Origin of the sequence: Adlercreutzia equolifaciens (assembly GCF_029076695.1) — a bacterium.
In the GTDB taxonomy this organism is placed as follows: Bacteria; Actinomycetota; Coriobacteriia; order Coriobacteriales; family Eggerthellaceae; genus Adlercreutzia; species Adlercreutzia equolifaciens_A.
Map to the genome: position 1 here is coordinate 819,074 of NZ_JARFIK010000001.1, position 17,828 is coordinate 836,901.

A 17,828-nucleotide genomic window follows, 5' to 3' on the forward strand; every position below is an offset into this window, starting at 1 on the left:
GTTATGGCACTGTCCCAAGAGAAGAAAGGCACCATTGCCGTTTCTCTGACCAACTTCCTGGACTCGGGCTGCATTGTGGCCTCGTCCGTGGCGCTGGCTGCCTGGGCCATCGCCTTCAACTTCGACAACGTATGGGTATCCATCCTGGGTGCCGTGGGCGCCAATGCCTTCGGCGCTGCTGTGGGCGCGCTCATCGGCGGCTTCTTGGCCGATCGCTTCGGGCGCAAGTTCATTTACACCTATAACTTGCTGGTGTACGCCCTGGGCGTCTTCCTTATTATGGTGGCGCCGAACCTTATCGTGCTGTGCCTGGGCATTGTCATCTCGGGTCTGTCCGTGGGCGCCGGCGTGCCGTCGTCGTGGAGCTACATTTCCGAGATGTCCTCGTCCACCAGCCGTGCGTCCAACATCGGCATCAGCCAGTTCGCCTGGTCCTGTGGCCCGGCGGTCATCTTCTTGATCGCACTGCTGTTCTCATTCATCTTCCCGACTTTCGGTCCCGACGGCGCGCTGTTGCCAGCGGGCACCTACGGTCCCTTCGATGGCCTGTTCGGCATGCGCCTTTTGTTCCTCATCCTGTTCGTAGTGGCGCTGGTGGCGTGGAATTTGCAGCGCAAGCTTGAGGAATCGAAGGACTGGACGGAGAAGCAGCAGGCCGGCGGCAAGAAGGACACCTTCATTGCCATGATGGGCCGCGCCCTGACGAACTCCGTGAACATCAAGTCCATCGTGTTTCTGGTGGCCGTGTATCTGACCTGGAACATCGTTGCCGGCACCATGGGCCAGTTCATGCCCTACATGTACGCGGCGGCCGGCCACTTGGACGATACCACCATTTCGCTGCTGCAGGCGGTCATGTGGGTGCTCACGGCGGTAGGCTCGCTGGCCATCTTCTCGAAGTTCGGCGACAAGATTCCGCATCGTATCCTATTCGCCGCTACGGCGTTGATGGCCCTGGCAGCCTGGGTGGTCATGGTGTTCTTCGGCATGCAGCTGCAGGCCGGCACCGCCGATGCCTGGGGCTGGCTCCTTTGGGTGTTCGTGGCTCTGTGGGGTATTTCCGCCGGCTTCTCGGCCCAGTGCTTCTATGCGCTGTGGTCCACCGAGCTGTTCCCGACGCTCTACCGTGGTGGCGTCCAGGGCATCATGTTCTTCCTGGTGCGCGGTGTGTTGGGCATCTGGTCGCTGGTGGCTGTGGCGGGTCTGGGCGTGGAGACGCCCGCCGGTTTCGTGACGGCTGGCATTATCATGTGCGGCTTTCTGCTGGTGTCCTTGGTGGTGGGCGTCGTGTGGTGCCCCAACACCCAGGGCCGCACCTTGGATGAGATTACCGAGGAGCGCTACGGCAAGCACATCGACTAGTGCATCGGCGGGCGCATCAACGAGCGCTCCGCTTATCACGGCAAGTACGACGGCCGGCTTCCCTGGGAGCCGGCCGTTTTCTTTGTGCGGGTTCTTCGCCATCGCAAACTCCTCGAAACAATGCGCCATTAATTTGATTAACGGGCCCGCGCCGCGCCTGATGGAGAAGGGGCGTGGTATCTTTAGCCCCATCATCCCATGAGCGAGGAGCGGACACAGATGTCTAAAGTCACCGATATCTACGGATCCATGGTGTTCAACGAGCACGTTATGCGCGAGCGCCTGCCGAAAACCACGTACAAGCAGCTGATGAAAACCATCAAGCAAGGCGAGCCCCTCAACGAGGACGTGGCCAACGTGGTGGCACACGCCATGAAGGAGTGGGCCATCGAGAAGGGCGCCACCCACTACACGCATTGGTTCCAGCCGCTGACAGGCATCACCTCCGAGAAGCACGACAGCTTCATCGATCCCACCGACGACGGCCTGACCATCATGACGTTCTCGGGCAAAGAGCTCATCCAGGGCGAGCCCGATGCCTCCAGCTTCCCCTCGGGCGGCCTGCGCGCCACTTTCGAGGCCCGCGGCTACACCGCCTGGGACCCCACCAGCTACGCCTTCATCAAGGACGAGGTGCTGTGCATTCCCACGGCGTTCTGCTCCTACACCGGCGAGGCTTTGGACAAGAAAACGCCGCTGCTGCGTTCTATGAAGGCTATCGAGACCCAGGGGCGTCGCGTGTTGGCGCTGTTCGGTGACGACGCCACCGAACGCGTGACCACCACCCTTGGCGCCGAGCAGGAGTACTTCCTCATTTCCGAGAAGGACTACGAGAAGCGCCTCGACATCATGCTCACCGGTCGCACCCTGTTCGGCTATCCGCCGGTGAAGGGCCAGGAGCTGGAAGAGCACTACTTCGGCGCCATCCGTCCCAGCGTGAACGAGTTCATGAAGGAGCTTGACGACGAGCTGTGGGCCCTGGGCATCTCGGCGCGCACGAAGCACAACGAGGTAGCGCCGGCCCAGCACGAGCTGGCGCCCATCTTCGCCGAGACTAACCGCGGCGTGGACGAGAACCTGCTCACCATGGAGAAGATGAAGCTGCTGGCCAGCCATTACGGCCTGGTGTGCCTGCAGCATGAGAAGCCCTTTGAGTCCATCAACGGCTCGGGCAAGCACAACAACTGGTCCATTTCCGCCGGAGGGAAGAACCTGCTCGATCCCGGCGAGAACCCCATGGAGAACTTGCGCTTCCTGGTGTTCCTCACCTGCGTTATCCAGGCTGTGGACGAGTATCAGGAGCTGTTGCGCATGACCACGGCCTCGGCGGGCAACGATCACCGCCTGGGCGCCCACGAGGCGCCGCCGGCCATCGTATCCATGTTCCTCGGCGATGAGCTGGGCAACATTGTGGAAGCGCTCATTGACAACCATGACTATCGCTCGGCCGAGCGCGTGTCCATGGACCTGGGCGTCGACGTGCTGCCCAACTTCATCAAGGACAACACCGACCGCAACCGCACGAGCCCCTTCGCCTTCACGGGCAACAAGTTCGAGTTCCGTATGCCGGGCTCGGCCCAGAATCTGTCCGATGTGAACATGGTGCTCAACACGGCCATGGCCAAGTCGCTCAAGGAGTTCGCCGACCAGATGGACGGCAAGACGGGCGACGAGTTCGAAGCAGCGGCCATCGATTACATCAAGCACACCCTGCGCGACCATCAGCGCATCATCTTCAATGGCGACGGCTACTCCGAGGAGTGGGAGGCTGAGGCGGCCCGTCGCGGCCTGGCCAACCACCGCACCACCGCCGACGCCCTGCCGTGCTTCGTGGACCAGAAGTCCATCGACCTGTTCGGCGAATTCGGCGTGCTCACGGAAACCGAGGTGCGCAGCCGCTACGAGGTGAAGCTCGAGAAGTACAACAAGATCATGAACATCGAGATCCGCGCCATGAAGCGCCTGGTGCGTCGCGATTACCTGCCGGCCATCAATCGTTATGCGGCGAAGCTGGCGAATGGCATTACCGCCATTCGCGGCGTGCTGCCTGACGGAGACACCTCGTTTATGGAGGACAAGCTGCGCAAGCTGGTGGCGGGCGCGGCTGAGATCAACGTGCAGCTGGAGAAGCTGCACGGCCTGCATCGCGCTTCCCTGGAGATCGAGGACCAGCAGGAGCGCGCCAATATGAACGCTCACGAGATTGTGCCGGTCATGGACGCCTTGCGCACCGCCGTGGACGCCATGGAGATCATCGTCGAGCGCGAGGCATGGCCCGTGCCCACGTATAACGAGATCCTCTTTTACGCGTAGTTAGAAGGGTTCCCCTTCTAACTACGCCTGACGCTGCGGTTCCGACAGGCACCTGCCCTTGCCCCTTGTTTGGGGCGCGGCGCGGCGCGAAGGCCGCTTGGCCCCAAGGCGGGGCAATTGCAGGCACCTGTCGAAACCTCGCTGACTTCCTTGGGCGCATCCCTGAGTTCTTATTAATTAGATAAGAGGATAAAAAAGAGAAGAGCCTTCGGGCTCTTCTCTTTTGGTGCGTGAATTGAGATTGCGAACCTTATACGCCTTGGCGGAGGCTGGCGGCCACGGCGTGGAGGATGTCGTTGCGCTGGGTGGAGGCCACCAGACTGGCCAGGGGTGCCGCGGCCAGGGGCATGTCGGCGTCGCAGAGGCCGATGAGGGCGCGGCCGACCACCTCCATGACATCATCGAGGGGAGCGAGGGGCACCCCGGCGGTGCGCAGGGTGGCCGTGGAATCCCAGTCGCTGCCGGGCACGTTGTTGCCCATTTCCGCAATGAGGTCGTTACGCTCGCGCAAGCCCGCATCGCCCATGGGGCTCGACTCGGGAACGCGCAGATAGCAGGCAAGGGCCTCCAGCAGACGGCCCGTCTGCCAGTAGGCGAAGGCCAGACGGTAGTACACGTAGGCAATGTCGTTGCCGGTGACCGCCACGCGCAGGGCCTCTTTGGCGATGTCGATGATGCGGTCGTAATGGTCGCCCTCGGCGTAGCAGGTAATAAGATCGTTGTAGGCCGGGGCGCTTGTGGGGGCGAGCCCGATGCACACGCGGGCCTGGGCCTCGGCGGCGTCCAGATCCCCCATGTCGCGGTAGATGCGCGAGAGCGACGAGCGGGCGGCCTGACCGATGTCCGAGGCGCGGCGATAGCGCACGGCAGGGTCGGGCTCCACCACGCTGACCAGATAGCGGGCGAACACGTTTTCGCAGTACAACAGCTTGAGCGGGTCGCCTTCGGCATCCTCGGGCGGATCGAGGGGCTTGTCCGTCTCGGCTACGATGTCCTCAAGCTGCGCTACGGCCAACAGCAGAGAATCGTCCTTCTCGTCCATGATGGCGCGGTAGCGAGCGGCCAGCTGCGGATCCTGCTCGCTCATGACGTCCAGGTCGGACACGATATCGGCATGGAGAAGGTTGCGCAGGTCCTCCGGTAGGGGACGAGAATCCTCGGCCACGGGCGTGCGGTTGACGTGGAGTTCCACGGGGAGCGCCTCGACGGGCTGCAGCGTGCCGTCTTCTCCGAACTCCAAGACGCTGTTCTGCAGGAACAGCATGGCCAGCAGCGCCTGTGGGTCGTACTCGGTTTCCGGGGCGCTGAACTCGCCGCTGCGCATCTTCGCCATGGTGCCCATGGTGAAGGGGATGCGCGAGAATTCCAGGGACAGGCAGGTGAGGCCGGCAATGCTGCCCTCTTTGCCGTTGACGATAACGCGGGTGACGCCCACGCTGCTGCCAAAAGCGGCGCTGGCAATAAGCGCGGCCAGGCGCAGGGCGTAGGACGCGGCCGCGGCGCCGCGCTGAGCGGAGCAATCGACCCACTGGCCCGTGGCGGCGTCGAAGCGTGACTTCGGGAACACGTCGGCCGTGGGGACGGACACGTCGGCGACGATGGTGCCCGAGGAACTGTCGCAGACGAAGCGGTACTCCAGGCGGAAGGGGAGCACCATGGCTTCGCAGGCCGTGGCGAAACGCGTGGACAAATCCCAGTTGCCGCCACGGGTGCCCGTGGTGCCGTACTGAGTGTCCAGCTTGTTGTCGCGCTCGGCGGCGCTCAGGTACTCCGGCGCGTCGGCGGCAATGGAGCGCAGGGCGGCCCAATCGAGCTCGCTGCACTGGCCTTCGGAAAACTGGCTCACGTAGGCCACGCCCTCGCCGTCCTCGAGCGCCTTGGACACCATGGCCAGGCGGTCCAGAATGGACTCGATGCGCAGGACGGTGCCGCGATCGGCGGCGCTGATGGTGGAGTCGTCGAAGACCGACCAGAAGAGCCCCGTGGTGTTCAGGCGGCGCAGCTCGATGGGATGCTCCACGGCAATCGCCCGCAGCCGCGACGCGTCGGCGTCGGATAGCAAGCGGGCGGCGTACTGCTCGAAGCCCGACGAGGAGGCCGGGTCGGCCGGATCGGCCATGGACATACGGAACAGCAGACCGTCGACGGCGTCGGGCAACGGGGCGCTGGTGAACTCCTGCAGGACGTCGCGAGTGGTTTTGGTGCCTTCGCCGGGGGCCGGCGCCGAGCCCGAGGCTGCTTCTTCGCGGTCGTTGCTGCTCTGGTTCTTCTTGCGGAAAAAATCAAACACGGTATCTACCTCCCATGGGGGAGCTTTGGGTAAGTCGATTCATTCTCCCACAGCCCTCGGTGAAAGACCAGGTAAAAAACGGGGAAGATGCCAGACCCTCACAGCTTACCAGGGGTTTTGCCCTTCTCATTGACAGCAACGTTCGATAGTCAATAACAAACATGAGGTAAAAGGTCATTAAGAACGCTTGTTGAGGGTGAGACGGTCGGCCGTCTTGTTGCCAAAGGAAGAAGCGGTGCTACGCCAGCTTGTAGCCCAGGCCCCAGACGGTTTGCAGGTAGTCGTCGGTGCCGGTGGGTTTCAGCTTGCGGCGCAGGTTCGAGACGTGCACGTTGATAGTGGAGTCGTCCACGGCATAAGGTTCGCCCCATACCAGTTCGAACAGCTCTTGTTTGGTGAACACCTTAGTGGGACGACCCATCAGCAACGCGAGGATGCCGAATTCAGTACGGGTGAGCGCCAGCGCCGTGCCCGCAGCAGTGAACTCGTAGGACTCGGAGTCGAGTGTCCATTCCCGGTACCGCAAGAGCGGCGCGCCCGGGGAATGAGGCAAGTCAGACGGTTGGCTGTCTCGGTCCGGATCGAAATGAGACAAGTCAGACGGTCGGTCGTCTCGCGTAGCGTGGCGGTGGCGGAGCTGTACCTCGATGCGGGCGGACAGTTCTTCCAGGTCGAAGGGTTTCGTCAGGTAGTCGTCGGCGCCCAGCTTCAGCAGCGCTACTTTGTCGGCCGGCGTGATGCGTGCCGAGATGACGATGAGGGGCAGATGAGGGGCTTGCTCGCGCACCTTCCGCACCACGTCTTCGCCGCAGGCGCCGGGTAGCATCAAGTCGGTGATAACCAGATCGGGGGCTTCGGCGTCGAACTGCAGGAGCCCTTCGCTTCCCGAGTAGGCCTGAATACAGCGATGGCCGGTACGCTCCAGATGAGCGGCAACGATCTCATTGATGGAAGGATCGTCCTCGATGATCAGTATGTTCAGGGGCTCGGCCATGGAGAAAGCATAACGAGCCACGCTGCCCCTGTCAGCTATCTTCAAACTTTCTTAAGGCTTGCGTACGAGTTTCTTTATTTTCCCCGCGCACACTGAGGACCGTAGGAAATGAGGTATACCTAGGCAAGGGAAAGGAGACGAGATGGCGGTCATTGAGGCCCGCGGCCTGGCGAAGACCTACGGCGGGCGACGGGTGGTAAGCGATTTCGCTATGACGGTGTCGCCGGGCGACATCTACGGCTTTGTGGGGAAGAACGGCGCGGGCAAGACCACGGTCATGAAGATGATCTGCGGAGAAGTGACGCCCACGGCTGGTGAGGTGGTGCTGTTCGGCGGCGCCTCCGAAGGCGGCGCGCGCCGCATTGGCGTGCTTATCGAGCAGCCGGGACTCCTGCCAGGGCTTACGGCTTACGAGAACGTGATGGCGAAGGCTCTGGCATTTGGCCTGGTCGATGCCAAGGAACGTTGCGCAGAAGTGCTGCGTTTGGTGGGGCTGGACGGCACAGGGCGCAAAAAGGCGAAGGGGTTTTCCCTGGGCATGAAGCAGCGGCTGGGGCTTGCGTTGGCGCTGCTGGGCAATCCGGACGTCCTGCTGCTCGACGAGCCGTTCAACGGGCTTGATCCGGAAGGTACTCGCGCCCTGCGCAACCTGATCGTGCGGCTGAACGAGACCCTGGGCGTAACGGTGGTGGTCAGCTCCCACGTGCTTGACCAGCTCGATCGTTTCGCCACGCGCTACGGTGTCATTGCGAACGGGCATATGGTGCGTCAGATGACGGCCGAAGAGGTGGCAGCCGAGTGCGCCACCAGCTTGCGGGTGCGCACGGCCGATGCCGCCCGCGATCTGGCCCTGCTGGAGGAGGCCTTTCCTGCGGCGCGCTTTACGGCGTACCCCGATGGCTCGCTCGTGGTCGGCGGCGTTTACGATGCGGAAAACATCGCGCGCACCTTGCGCGACAACGGCGCCGTGGTTCTGGAGTTTTCCCAGGAAACGCGTGATATCGAGGACTACTTCGTGGCGCTGATGGAAGGAGGCCGCCATGTTTAACCTCCTGAAAAGCGACTTGTACCGTCTGGTGCACGGCAAGATGCTCTGGGTCATGACGGCCTGCGTGCTGGGTGTCTCGGCATTGACGGTCTTCGCCGTTGCCATGGTGTCGAGCCCTGAGTTTCTGTACGCCTCTTCCCAGAGTTTCGAGATGGCTATCGACTATGTTGAGGACGAGGGCCTGGGCGATTCTTCTGGGGGCGAAGGCTCGGCGGCGTATCCCGTAGAGAACGTCGTCGGTGCTGCCGGGGAAGAGAGCGAGGAAGGGGCTGCCTCGGTGAACGCTAGTGAGGCGGAAACGGGTTTTGACGACGATGACGCCGGCGTCGCGGTTGCCCAAACCTTGGAAGCGACGGGCAAGTCGGCGGCGGATTTGACTGTGGCGGATTTCGAAGACGCCTCTCGCGATATGCGCACGTTCGCCTCTCCGACGGACATGCTGGGCGATGCCATGCTTTCCGGTGGTTTCGCGTCGCTGCTCACCTGCTTGCTGGTGGCGCTGCTGTTCGCCAGTGACTTTGCGACGGGCTTTGCCCGCAATCTGGTGATGGATCGGCGCGGCCGGCTGTGCTATTACGGCGAGAAGCTGCTGTTGACCGGCATGGCGGCGCTGTACTTCGTGCTGCTGGCAGCCGCTGCCTGCACGGCGTTCTTCGCGGTGGCCGGCTTCACCTATGCGGCGTCCAACAGCGTGGGCGAGGTGGCGGGCTATCTGGGCTTGGGGTGGCTGATTGCCTGGGCCTATGGCTGCTTGACGGCCGTTGTGGTGTGGATGACGCGCAGCGGCGGCGCGGGCGTCGCGTTTGCCATTGTGGTGGGTACAGGCATGCTGGGAGCCATGCTCGGCCAGGTGCTTCTCATTCTGGCGGGAGGTATCGCTCCTTGGCTCGGTGCGGTTGAGCCGTGGCTCTTAGCCAGCTGCCAGGGCGCACTGGGTCTGGGCATGCCCGATCTTATGGAGGGCGCGCTGGTCGGCCCTGGATCGAGTATCCTTCCTGCGGTGCGCGTAGTGGTGGCGTCGGTGTTCTGGATCGCCGCAAGTGCCGCGATCTCTTTCGCATGGCTTCGCAAGCGGGACGTGTAGAAGCCGATCCGCCAGGTGCGATTCAATTGCTTGTAGGAGGGCGGGGCCTGACCCTTGCCGCTCGAGAAAGGAAGGCTTCATGGCGTTGGCAATCTGCCTAGGTGGCCTGGCGGTGTGCGCATTCGTCGTGCTCTGGCTCTATGGACGCGAGCTGTGCCGCATGGCGCGGTGGCTGCGCCATCACAATGCCACCTCTAATGAGCGGCTGGCGACGGAGATGCCCGGGCCGGGCTTTACGGCCATGGCCCGGGCGGTGAACGGTGCTCTCGATGCCGCTGCTGCTCGGCAGCGGCAAGCAGCTGCCGAGCAGCGCCAGTTCCAAAGCGATTTGGCAAGCCTGTCCCATGACATTCGCACGCCGCTTATGGGGGCGAAAGGCTATGTGTCTCTGGCCGCCGATGAGCCCGATGCCGCCCGTCGTGCTCACTACCTGCAAGCAGCTGAGGCGCGTCTAGGGGACATGGAAGGTTTGCTGAACTCGCTGTTTGCCTATGTGCAGGCGGTGGATGCCGAGCGGGAGCTGGATGTGCGCCCTGTAGCCGTGCTGCCAGTATTGGTCGACGTGCTGATGGGGCAGTATCCCGCCTTCGAGGCGCGTGGTTGGGAGCCCCAGGTGCGCTTTGAGAACGAAGCGTTCACCGTGGAGGCCGATCCCGATGCCCTGGCGCGCATCTGCGAGAATCTTGTCGGCAATGCGCTGCGCCACGGGACGGAGGCGCCCGCTATCATCCAGCGTGGCCGCACGATTACGTTCGCTAACGCGGTGGCCGACGAGGCCGAGATCGACGTGGGGCGGCTTTTCGATCGCTTCTATCGCGCCGATCCCACGCGCACCAGCGCCGGCGCTGGCCTCGGCCTTGCCGTTGTAGCCTCCCTGGCCGAGGCCATGGGGGCCACCTGCGCCGCCGAGGTGCAAAACGGTCGCTTCGCCATCGCCCTGACGTTTCCTGCATGAGACAGTTGGCCGTCTCACTGCCTTGGTTGGGCGTCCTACAGTTCCACTTCGTCGATGAGGTGGATGAGCTCTTGCTGGCTGTGGATGTCCAGCTTGCGGTAGATGTGGCGGATGTGGGTCTTCGCGGTGCCTTCGGAAATGTAGAGCTGCTGCTGGATGAATGAGGACTTGTAGCCGCGGGCCAGATAGTACATCACTTCGTTTTCGCGGCGCGACAGCAGATAGGTGTTGGCTACAGCCTCGCAGCGCTCGCGGAAGTGATCGCGCTCGATCTGGCTTTCCTCTGGTAACGGCGCCTCCTCGCTGGGCTCTTCGGCGAAGATGGAGCGCGAGAAGTCCATGCGGGGTCGGCTGGCGATTGGCGCCGTGGAGGGCTCCTCGAAGGGCTCGACCTCCTCGGCCATGGAAAGGCTCGCCGCCGCCGTGGAAGCCGTGGCGGGCTCGGTGCCAGCCGTGCTGAGCGGTTGCGTCGGAGCGCCCTCCTCTTCCGCGTCCTTTGCGGCAACGGGGCTTTGGCCTGCAACAAGCGTCTCGCCTTCGTTCACCACAATAAGCGGAGTGCGCGAAATGTTGTGCACGGCGGCGGCTTTGCGCGGGTCGACGGTGACAATGGAGGCCATCTCGCGTTCGTCGGGCAGTAGGGTGTAGGCCAGCATCATGGCAATAATGACCACGAACACTACGCCGGCCTCGCCGAAGGAGGCGGAGAAGGGCAGCGCGTTGCCGAACAGCGGCAAGGTGGAGCCACCCAGGGCCGCCAGGGCCATCACGCCGCGGCCCAGACCGCACACGAAAATGGGGGAGAGGCGGAAGCGCTGGGCCAGTTCGGCGAAGAAGATCCACATGAGCGCCTCGAAAGTCATGTAGCCCACCAACACAATGGACGTGCCCCAGATGCCGTCGTCGCTGGCGGCGAAGGGGATGAACACGGCGGTGACGGCAATGAAGGGAATGAGCGGGCGGAAGAAGGTGTGCCAGCGCTCGTCGCCGCCCAGGGCCAGGAAGGTGACCATGATGAGCACCATGGCGCAGCAAGCGGTCAGGAACAGGATGGCCTGATCCTCGAAGCCCGTGCCGGGCAGGATGGTCTCGATGGAGGTTTGGCGCAGGATACCCAGGGCCACGCCGAGAAAAAACACCGGCAGCCCGAAGCGCAGCACGAATCGGGCATGGTTGATGGGCAGGGGCTGGAAGGCCAGTCGACGGTTGTCGAAGTCCAGGCTCACGTGGGTGCGCAGCACCAGTAAGAGCGCCAGCTCGCAGACGGGCAGAAGGGCGCTGGCCACGCCGCCCAGCGGGAAGGGAATTTGGTGCAGGAACAGGCCGTACACGCCGAAGCCAATGGCAATGGACAGGGCGCCGTTGATGACGATGGACGCCGAGTCCTGGCGGGCGAACATGATGCCCCAGGCAATAAGCAGCACCGATGACCCCGCGCCGGTGAGTATGCCCGAGAGGGCCTGAATCATGCCTAGCGTGAAGAACGAGTCTTCGGGTAGCAGCAACATGAGGGTGCCCAGGGCGCCCAAAGCCGCCGCGCCGCCCAGGGCCGCCGCCGAATGGAAGAAGCGAATGAGTTTAGTGTCCAGGGCGCTGGCCACCAGCAGTAGCACGCCGTAGACCAGGATGGATACGAAGTAGGCCAGGGAAAGGTGGTCGTTGAAGGGACCGGCCTGCAAAACATTCGACCCGAAAATGCCGCCCTTGTCGAACATGGAGCTGTAGATCCAGGCCTGGTGAAGGCCGTAGCCCAGCGATATAAGGCTCAGCTCGCCGAACGAGCTGCTCTCCTTGAAGTCGAAGTTGATGGTGATGCGCGGAACGTGCAGCCCCATGATCCCCCCTTGTGTTTCCCTCTCCATCGCTCTTGACAGCGAGTTAAGAATTATAGAAGCCCTCTTAAACTCGGGTCAAGGTATGTACTCCCCTGATGCAAAAGAGCCCGCCGCTGGTCGACGGCGGGCTCTTGCGGCGGCAACCTTACTTGGTCACCTTGATCACCACGTTGTCGTAGCGATCGAGTGTGGTGCTGCCGTCACCCCTTGAAGAAGCGGTGTAGGCGTCGCCCACGTTCTGGGACGTGGCGGCGTAGGCGCCTTCCGCGTCCTTGTAGGTCTGGGCCTCGCCCGTGGCGTACACGCTGATCTCAGCGTTGTAGCCGTTGGCGGCCAGGTAATCAGCAATGCTCTGGACATCGTAGTTGTGAATGGCGTCCAGACCATTCTGATCCTCGCTGGAGATGATGCCCTCGGTGAGGACAACATCGGCCGTGCTGCCCGCCGGAACGAACATCAGGTCGGAGTGAACGTCGCCTCCGACGGCGGTCTCGTCGACCACCGTGAAGATCTCGTAGGTACCCAAACCGTCAGACGAATCCGACACGCTGTCGTCGTGCACATAGTAGAAACCGTAGGCCGGGACAGCGATCAGGGCCGCACAAAGGCAGGCCAGAACCGCGATGGCAAGAACTTTCTTGCCGAATGCTGCGTTGGTCATAAGTGCTCCCTTTTCGTGGTCGCCCCGCAGATTTGCAACGCAAGGCCATTATGGCGCACGTGCGCGAAACGTCAAGATCAAAACCCCTGTTCCAGCCCGTAATCATCCTGGGAAAAGGGCGAAATCATCATCCCAGGATGATGTTTGGAAACCCAAGACAGACCTCAAGGTATGACCGCGCCCCCACGGCCGTTTCTAAAATGGATGGCGAAGAGGATAGGAAGCGCTGACGCCTGCCGACCCGCGTCGGAGGCGAAGAGCCGAGGAGACGGATCTTCGCCAAGAAGCAGGCTCCCAGGAGAGGAGTCCAGGCCCAGCGCGCTACTGGAAAGAGAGGAACCTTATGGCACTTCCTGCAACGGGTTCTCCGAGGGAAAGCACGCTCGAGGTGCTTGCCTTCGATGATGAATTCGACCCCCTGGCCGTTGACGATCTGGAGATCGACCAGGAGTGGATGGACGACGACAACCCCTACGATACCGTCGATTTCCCCACCCTGCGCAACATGCCCGAGACGGTGCATCACGAGCCGGTGTACTCGCCGGAGCGCCAGGGCAGTGCCACCGAGGCGCTGCGCGCGCTCATCACGCGCAACCCGAACCGTCGCCCCGTGCTCCTGAACATTGTGGGGCTCTGCGAGGGCGGTTGCGCCTCGAGCGTCATCTCCGAGAAGGTGGACGAGTGGCAGCGCGACAACCGCTCGGTGTACGCCCCCATGACGTTCTGCCGCATGTTGGAGCGCGCCGGCGCCCTGACCTTGGAAATGCCCGTCACCACTGAAGAGCAGGAGGTGGCCGAAGAGGGCATCACCTATCTGGAGATCAAGGAGACGGTGGACCCCATCTGGCACGCCACGGAAGAGGCTCTGGCCCTGCGCGAGGAATACCGGGCGGGAACGCAGTTCCGCCGCGTGGTGCTGGAGGCTGAGGAGTTCCGCTACGCCGAGGTGTACGAGGCCATCATGAGCGCCCTGGCCGACGGCGGCCGCTCGGTGAAGGACGTCGAGGAGATGGTGAAGGAGTTTCCCATCTGCCAGTCGCCGCGTCGCTTCGGTCAGCACTTCATCGACGTGCTGGAGGACACCGATTGCGCCGCTTGGGGCGGCACCGCATGGAATCTGACTGATCTGGGCGCCAAGATGCTCGCCGAGCTGCAGGCGCAGAAGGAGGCATAGACCATGACCGAGACGATGACGGCGGCCCCCGAGGCTGTTGAAGAGGTAGACCTCGTCGAGTTGATGAACAAGCGCGCCCAGGGCTACGGTATGCTGGCCCGCCTGTTCCGCGAAGAGGTGGACATGGCCACGCTGCGCGAGCTGCAGGGCATGCGCTTTCCCCAGGCCACGGGTAATGCAACGGTGGACGAGGGCTATCATCAGCTGTTCGATTACCTGAAGCGCGCCTGGGACGACTCCGTGACCGAGTTGGCCATCGACTATGTGAGCACGTTCATCGGCCATGGCGTGAACGGCTATTCGGCCGCCTATCCCTACGAGAGCGTGTACACCTCCGAGCGCCGTTTGCTGATGCAGGAGGCGCGCGCCGAGGTGCTGGCCACCCTGCGCGAGAACGAGCTGAAGCGCGGCGACTGGAACGAAGCCGAGGACCACATTGCCCTTGAGCTGGAGTTCATGCAGCGCATGGCCTTGCGCTGCGCCGAGGCTTTGGCCGACAACGCCGAGGACGAGGCCATTGCCTACGTGCGCACCTCCTATGACTTCTTGGAGAACCACCTGATCAACTGGGTTCCCATGCTGGTGACCGACATGCGCCTCCATGCGCGCACCCTGTTCTACCAGGGCCTCGGCCAGCTGACGCTGGGCACCATCCAGGAAGACGAGGCCGTGCTGCGCGAGCTGCTCGACTCCGTTGCCGAAGAGCCCGCAGCCGCCTAAAGCGGCGGTCCGGTGCCCGCGCGTCCCGTGGGCACCCTCACCTTACCAACCCTTTTCTTCCCCTCCTTCCCTTAGACCCTGCTCCCTTCCCCCTCTTGGAGCAGGGTCGCTCTGTATGCGGGTTCTCCTGCGGGCAACCTGGCTGTAAGCGCAAGAAGAGCCCCGGCGTACCGGGGCTCTTCTCATAAAGTACCTGCAGACGACTTGGATGCCGGTGCGACCGTAAAAGGGTGCGGCTAATCGATGCCCAGATCGGCGAGGACGGCTTGGCCGCCCAGGGTGATGGGGGCGCAAGCGCCGGCTTCCTCGATGAAGCAGGTGCGGCGCAGGGTGGCCATGCGGCGGCTGTCTTCCATGCGCACGCGCTGCACCTGCATCTTGGTGCGCTCGGCCAGCTCCAGATCGGCCTTGCTAAAGGTGGAAAACATGAGCGTGGAGGCGCCTTTGCCGGCGGCGCTCATGAAGGCGCGGCGGCCAGCGCCCATCACCCGGGCGCGGTCCTCGTCGGTGGACACTACCTCGAAGGCGTCGCGGGCCGGCATCAGGCCATCCACGCAGCCCACGGCGTACACGGCCTCGTAGGAGCAGCCGCACATCTGCTCGTAAGAGCTGATGTGCACGGCGCGGGCGCTGTCGCTGTGGGTGGGATCAAACTGCCCGGCGCGCACCAGGGCGAACAGGGCCGCAGCGTCCTCATCGCCCACCAGCTGCTGGGTCAGGGCGGCGTACTCGCGCAGGCCCTCGGCGCCCACGGCCTTCAGCAGGCTGTGGCCCTTGCGCCCGGCGTTCTGCTCGATAAGCTGACGGCCCTCGTTATAGCGCTCGGCCAGCTTGGCACCGCGGGCAAAGGGCTCGTCCTCGCCCGCAGCCAGGGCGCGGCTGGCCTCGGCCAGGGCCTCCAGGGGCGTGGCGCTGTGCTCTTCGCACCAGTCCAGCAGCGCGCGCCAGCCGTCGGACATGGTCAGGTAGTTGCCGAAGCCTACCCAGGCGCGCCAGGCGGCTACGTCTTCGGGGCAGGCCACCAGGTTCAGCGCGGTGTAGGCCATCATGGCGCGGGCGCGGTCGAAGGAGCGCGGATCGCCGCCCAGGCGCTCGAAGCCCAGGCAGGATACGGAAAAGCCGCGACGCTCCAACATCTGGGCAAAGGCCTGGGCCCATTGCTTGTTGGGCGCAACCAGGCAGGTGGTGTCGCGCACGGCGTCGGCATCGTCCTGGGCCTGGGCGAACAGATAGCGGGTAAGGCCGTTGAACTCCTCATCGGGGGTGTTCCACTTCACCGTGGCAATGTCGCGGATGGCGCCCGTGCGCTCATCGGCGGTCACGGCGTCGTCCATGCCCTCGGCCGCGCACAGCGCATCGCAGAAAGCGGTGATATTCGGATTGCCGAAGGCCTCTTCCAGGGTGAACACCGTCACGTCGCGGCGCAGCGTGTCGAAGGTGGTGAATCCCTCGGGGGCGGGGAAGCGCGTGGCCACGGCCAGGGTCTCGTTGGGGTTGCCGGCAACGATGATCTGGTCGCGGGCAAGCAGGCAGAGGCACGTTTGCTGGGCGACGGACAAATTCTGGAAGTCGTCGGCCAGCACCACGGCAAAGCGTTGGCGGGCCTGGGCGCCGGCCTCGCTTTGCAGGTACTGCCCGCACACGAAGGCCACTTCGGCCTCGAGAAGGGCGCCGGAGGCGTCCAGCAGCTGGTGGGCCAGGTTGAGCGCCTGCTCCTCATCGCCGGGCACCACCCAATCGGCCTCGGGAGCCAGGGCGCTCCACTGCTGCTGGAAGCGGTTCAGCACCGAGCGCAGGCGGCGCACCGGCTGACCCAGGGTCTTCATGTCCTCCAGGAAGAAGTTGTACTCGAAGGGCGCCAGCACACGGGCCGTGCGCCCCGTAGCGGCCTGCGCCTCGGGCGTGGCCAGGACGGCCAGGCAGGCGTTCTGGGCCGTGGCAATGGCCAGGCGCGCTGCGGTGGCCTGGGGCTCGGCCACGCCGGCTGCCTCCAAGGCGCGCACCGCGCGCAGACGGGCCCGCTGAGCAGCCTCGGCGGTGGAGACGGCCAGCAGGATGTCCTCGGGGGCGGTGCCGGCGGCCACGCAAGCGGCGGCACGGCGTACCAGGGCCTCGGTCTTGCCCGAGCGCACGGGGCCCACTACCTTAGCCATGCGGCCGTCGAAAGCGGCGATCTCGTTCATTACGTCGGTCATAGCCGCCTCCTAGTTCTCGGCCAGCTGGCCGGTGCGGGCATCGAAATCGCGGGTAGAGCCGTCGGCGTAGGTGACGGTCCACTGGTCGAAGGTCAGCGAGAAATCAGGGTCGGGCAGAGCGTACTTCTTCTGGATGTCCTCGCCCAGATGCGCCTCTTCGGCAATGCGCTCGGCGATGATCTCCTCGGCGGTCTTTTCCGACTCGCCGCGCTCGACCGCTTCCATGTCCTGGCGAATGCGGGCCTGAATGACCAGATCGCTGGCCTCTTCTTCGGCAGCGGCGGCCTGCTGGGCCTCGGCCACCAGGGCCGGCGAGGCCATGAACGAGGCAGCGGCAGCCTCTTCGGCAGCCGCGGCTTCGGCGACGCGGGCCTCTTCGGCAGCGCGGGCGGCTTCCTCTTCGGCCAGCTTGCGTGCGGCCAGGGCGGCCATGCCCGCCGTGTACTGGTCTTCGTAGGAGGCGGCGGAGGGCAGCGTCACCATAACCACGCCCTCGCCCAGGCGCCCCTCGTTCAGGGCGGCGCGCACGCGGCTCACCCAGACGCTGTCCGCCGGATCAATGCCGCAGGAGGAGTCGAGGCGCAGGCGCACGCGCAGGCGACCGCCCTGCAGCTCTACTTCCAGCCAGGTGAAGATCAGCTCGGGGGTGCCCTCTTCGCGCTGGCGGCGGTTGAAGATCTTCATTTGGTTCTCAACGGCGTGGACCTGATTGAGCAGCCAGTGCTCGACGTAGTCGTTCCACAGCTCGTCGGCGCCCTCCACAGTACTGTCCAGATACTCGCGGGCGCCAACGCGCACGGTCATGCGCATGGTGTTCTCGGGATCGCCGTCGCCCTCATGGGTGCGCACCACCGGGGTGCCCAGATACGAATAGCAGCGATCGATCTCCAGGCGCAGATCGTGGGTCACCTGACGCTCGTCCAAGTCGAGCAGCAGGGCCAGGGAGGGATGGGGCTTAGCCATCGGGGTCTCCTTTCGTTTGGGCTGCAGCGGTTTCTCTCGGGCCGCCGCAGCGCCTCCTATCCTCTTCGCCTACCAGTATAGAAACGGCTCTATCAGGGAAATCATCCCGTCAAGATGACCTTGCGGATGATTGCGCCGACCCTGAATCCCCCTCCTCTTATGATTCCGCTTTCTTTCGGGACCGTAACATTTCTCACCGTTCGGCAACAAAACATCGGAGGCGCCCGACCGCAA

General features: G+C 63.8%; 13 protein-coding genes. 7 read left to right on the plus strand and 6 right to left on the minus strand.

From position 1 onward, the window contains the following. Positions 1 to 3: 3 nt before the first annotated feature. Together PZH32_RS03225 and PZH32_RS03230 are read left to right on the plus strand one after the other, a co-directional pair. Positions 4 to 1,362, plus strand: a complete 1,359-nt coding sequence (locus tag PZH32_RS03225; RefSeq protein ID WP_275206196.1) for an MFS transporter — start codon at positions 4 to 6, stop codon at positions 1,360 to 1,362. Between the two features lie 219 nt (positions 1,363 to 1,581). Beyond that, on the plus strand, positions 1,582 to 3,675 hold the full coding sequence (locus PZH32_RS03230) for a glutamine synthetase III (protein ID WP_275206197.1): 2,094 nt from the start codon (positions 1,582 to 1,584) through the stop codon (positions 3,673 to 3,675). 250 nt (positions 3,676 to 3,925) lie between these two features. Here PZH32_RS03230 and PZH32_RS03235 read toward each other — a convergent pair whose 3' ends face one another. Next, positions 3,926 to 5,965, minus strand: coding sequence for a tetratricopeptide repeat protein (locus PZH32_RS03235; protein WP_275206198.1), 2,040 nt, complete (start codon positions 5,963 to 5,965; stop codon positions 3,926 to 3,928). Positions 5,966 to 6,203: 238 nt separating this feature from the next. Continuing rightward, on the minus strand, positions 6,204 to 6,980 hold the full coding sequence (locus tag PZH32_RS03240; RefSeq protein WP_343074488.1) for a response regulator transcription factor: 777 nt from the start codon (positions 6,978 to 6,980) through the stop codon (positions 6,204 to 6,206). Positions 6,981 to 7,101: 121 nt separating this feature from the next. Here PZH32_RS03240 and PZH32_RS03245 point away from each other — a divergent pair, with 121 nt between their 5' ends. From PZH32_RS03245 to PZH32_RS03255, 3 genes are all read left to right on the plus strand, one after another. Further along, entirely contained in the window at positions 7,102 to 8,007 is a 906-nt protein-coding gene (locus PZH32_RS03245; protein ID WP_275206199.1) for an ATP-binding cassette domain-containing protein, read from the plus strand. Then, complete coding sequence (locus tag PZH32_RS03250; protein WP_275206200.1) at positions 8,000 to 9,091, plus strand: hypothetical protein; 1,092 nt, start codon at positions 8,000 to 8,002, stop codon at positions 9,089 to 9,091. Before PZH32_RS03245 ends, PZH32_RS03250 begins: the two co-directional genes overlap by 8 nt. A 79-nt stretch (positions 9,092 to 9,170) precedes the next feature. Further along, a complete protein-coding gene (locus tag PZH32_RS03255) occupies positions 9,171 to 10,046 on the plus strand; it encodes a sensor histidine kinase (RefSeq protein ID WP_275206201.1) in 876 nt (291 codons plus the stop codon). Positions 10,047 to 10,081: 35 nt separating this feature from the next. Here the strand turns inward: PZH32_RS03255 and PZH32_RS03260 are convergent, their stop codons facing one another. Both PZH32_RS03260 and PZH32_RS03265 read right to left on the minus strand, forming a co-directional pair. Next, the gene (locus tag PZH32_RS03260) at positions 10,082 to 11,881 is read right to left on the minus strand and encodes a response regulator transcription factor (protein ID WP_275206202.1); all 1,800 of its coding nucleotides are present in this window, start codon (positions 11,879 to 11,881) and stop codon (positions 10,082 to 10,084) included. A 145-nt stretch (positions 11,882 to 12,026) separates the two neighbouring features. Next, complete coding sequence (locus PZH32_RS03265; RefSeq protein ID WP_275206203.1) at positions 12,027 to 12,542, minus strand: hypothetical protein; 516 nt, start codon at positions 12,540 to 12,542, stop codon at positions 12,027 to 12,029. A gap of 343 nt (positions 12,543 to 12,885) precedes the next feature. Between PZH32_RS03265 and PZH32_RS03270 the strand changes: the two genes are divergently transcribed. Next, positions 12,886 to 13,716: a hypothetical protein gene (locus PZH32_RS03270; protein WP_275206204.1), complete on the plus strand. Its 831-nt coding sequence runs from the start codon at positions 12,886 to 12,888 to the stop codon at positions 13,714 to 13,716. A gap of 3 nt (positions 13,717 to 13,719) precedes the next feature. Next, a complete protein-coding gene (locus tag PZH32_RS03275; protein WP_275206205.1) occupies positions 13,720 to 14,436 on the plus strand; it encodes a TorD/DmsD family molecular chaperone in 717 nt (238 codons plus the stop codon). A gap of 236 nt (positions 14,437 to 14,672) precedes the next feature. Here PZH32_RS03275 and PZH32_RS03280 read toward each other — a convergent pair whose 3' ends face one another. Together PZH32_RS03280 and PZH32_RS03285 are read right to left on the minus strand one after the other, a co-directional pair. Next, the gene (locus tag PZH32_RS03280; protein ID WP_275206206.1) at positions 14,673 to 16,631 is read right to left on the minus strand and encodes a UvrD-helicase domain-containing protein; all 1,959 of its coding nucleotides are present in this window, start codon (positions 16,629 to 16,631) and stop codon (positions 14,673 to 14,675) included. A 9-nt stretch (positions 16,632 to 16,640) separates the two neighbouring features. Beyond that, complete coding sequence (locus PZH32_RS03285) at positions 16,641 to 17,594, minus strand: hypothetical protein (protein ID WP_275206207.1); 954 nt, start codon at positions 17,592 to 17,594, stop codon at positions 16,641 to 16,643. Between the last annotated feature and the right edge of the window lie 234 nt (positions 17,595 to 17,828).

Bases quoted from the DNA above. Each gene is read 5' to 3' on its own strand.
- PZH32_RS03225 (WP_275206196.1), top strand. From the start codon at position 4: ATGGCACTGTCCCAAGAGAAGAAAGGCACCATTGCCGTTTCTCTGACC.
- PZH32_RS03230 (WP_275206197.1), top strand. From the start codon at position 1,582: ATGTCTAAAGTCACCGATATCTACGGATCCATGGTGTTCAACGAGCAC.
- PZH32_RS03245 (WP_275206199.1), top strand. From the start codon at position 7,102: ATGGCGGTCATTGAGGCCCGCGGCCTGGCGAAGACCTACGGCGGGCGA.
- PZH32_RS03250 (WP_275206200.1), top strand. From the start codon at position 8,000: ATGTTTAACCTCCTGAAAAGCGACTTGTACCGTCTGGTGCACGGCAAG.
- PZH32_RS03255 (WP_275206201.1), top strand. From the start codon at position 9,171: ATGGCGTTGGCAATCTGCCTAGGTGGCCTGGCGGTGTGCGCATTCGTC.
- PZH32_RS03260 (WP_275206202.1), bottom strand. From the start codon at position 11,881: ATGGGGCTGCACGTTCCGCGCATCACCATCAACTTCGACTTCAAGGAG.
- PZH32_RS03265 (WP_275206203.1), bottom strand. From the start codon at position 12,542: ATGACCAACGCAGCATTCGGCAAGAAAGTTCTTGCCATCGCGGTTCTG.
- PZH32_RS03270 (WP_275206204.1), top strand. From the start codon at position 12,886: ATGGCACTTCCTGCAACGGGTTCTCCGAGGGAAAGCACGCTCGAGGTG.
- PZH32_RS03275 (WP_275206205.1), top strand. From the start codon at position 13,720: ATGACCGAGACGATGACGGCGGCCCCCGAGGCTGTTGAAGAGGTAGAC.
- PZH32_RS03280 (WP_275206206.1), bottom strand. From the start codon at position 16,631: ATGACCGACGTAATGAACGAGATCGCCGCTTTCGACGGCCGCATGGCT.
- PZH32_RS03285 (WP_275206207.1), bottom strand. From the start codon at position 17,594: ATGGCTAAGCCCCATCCCTCCCTGGCCCTGCTGCTCGACTTGGACGAG.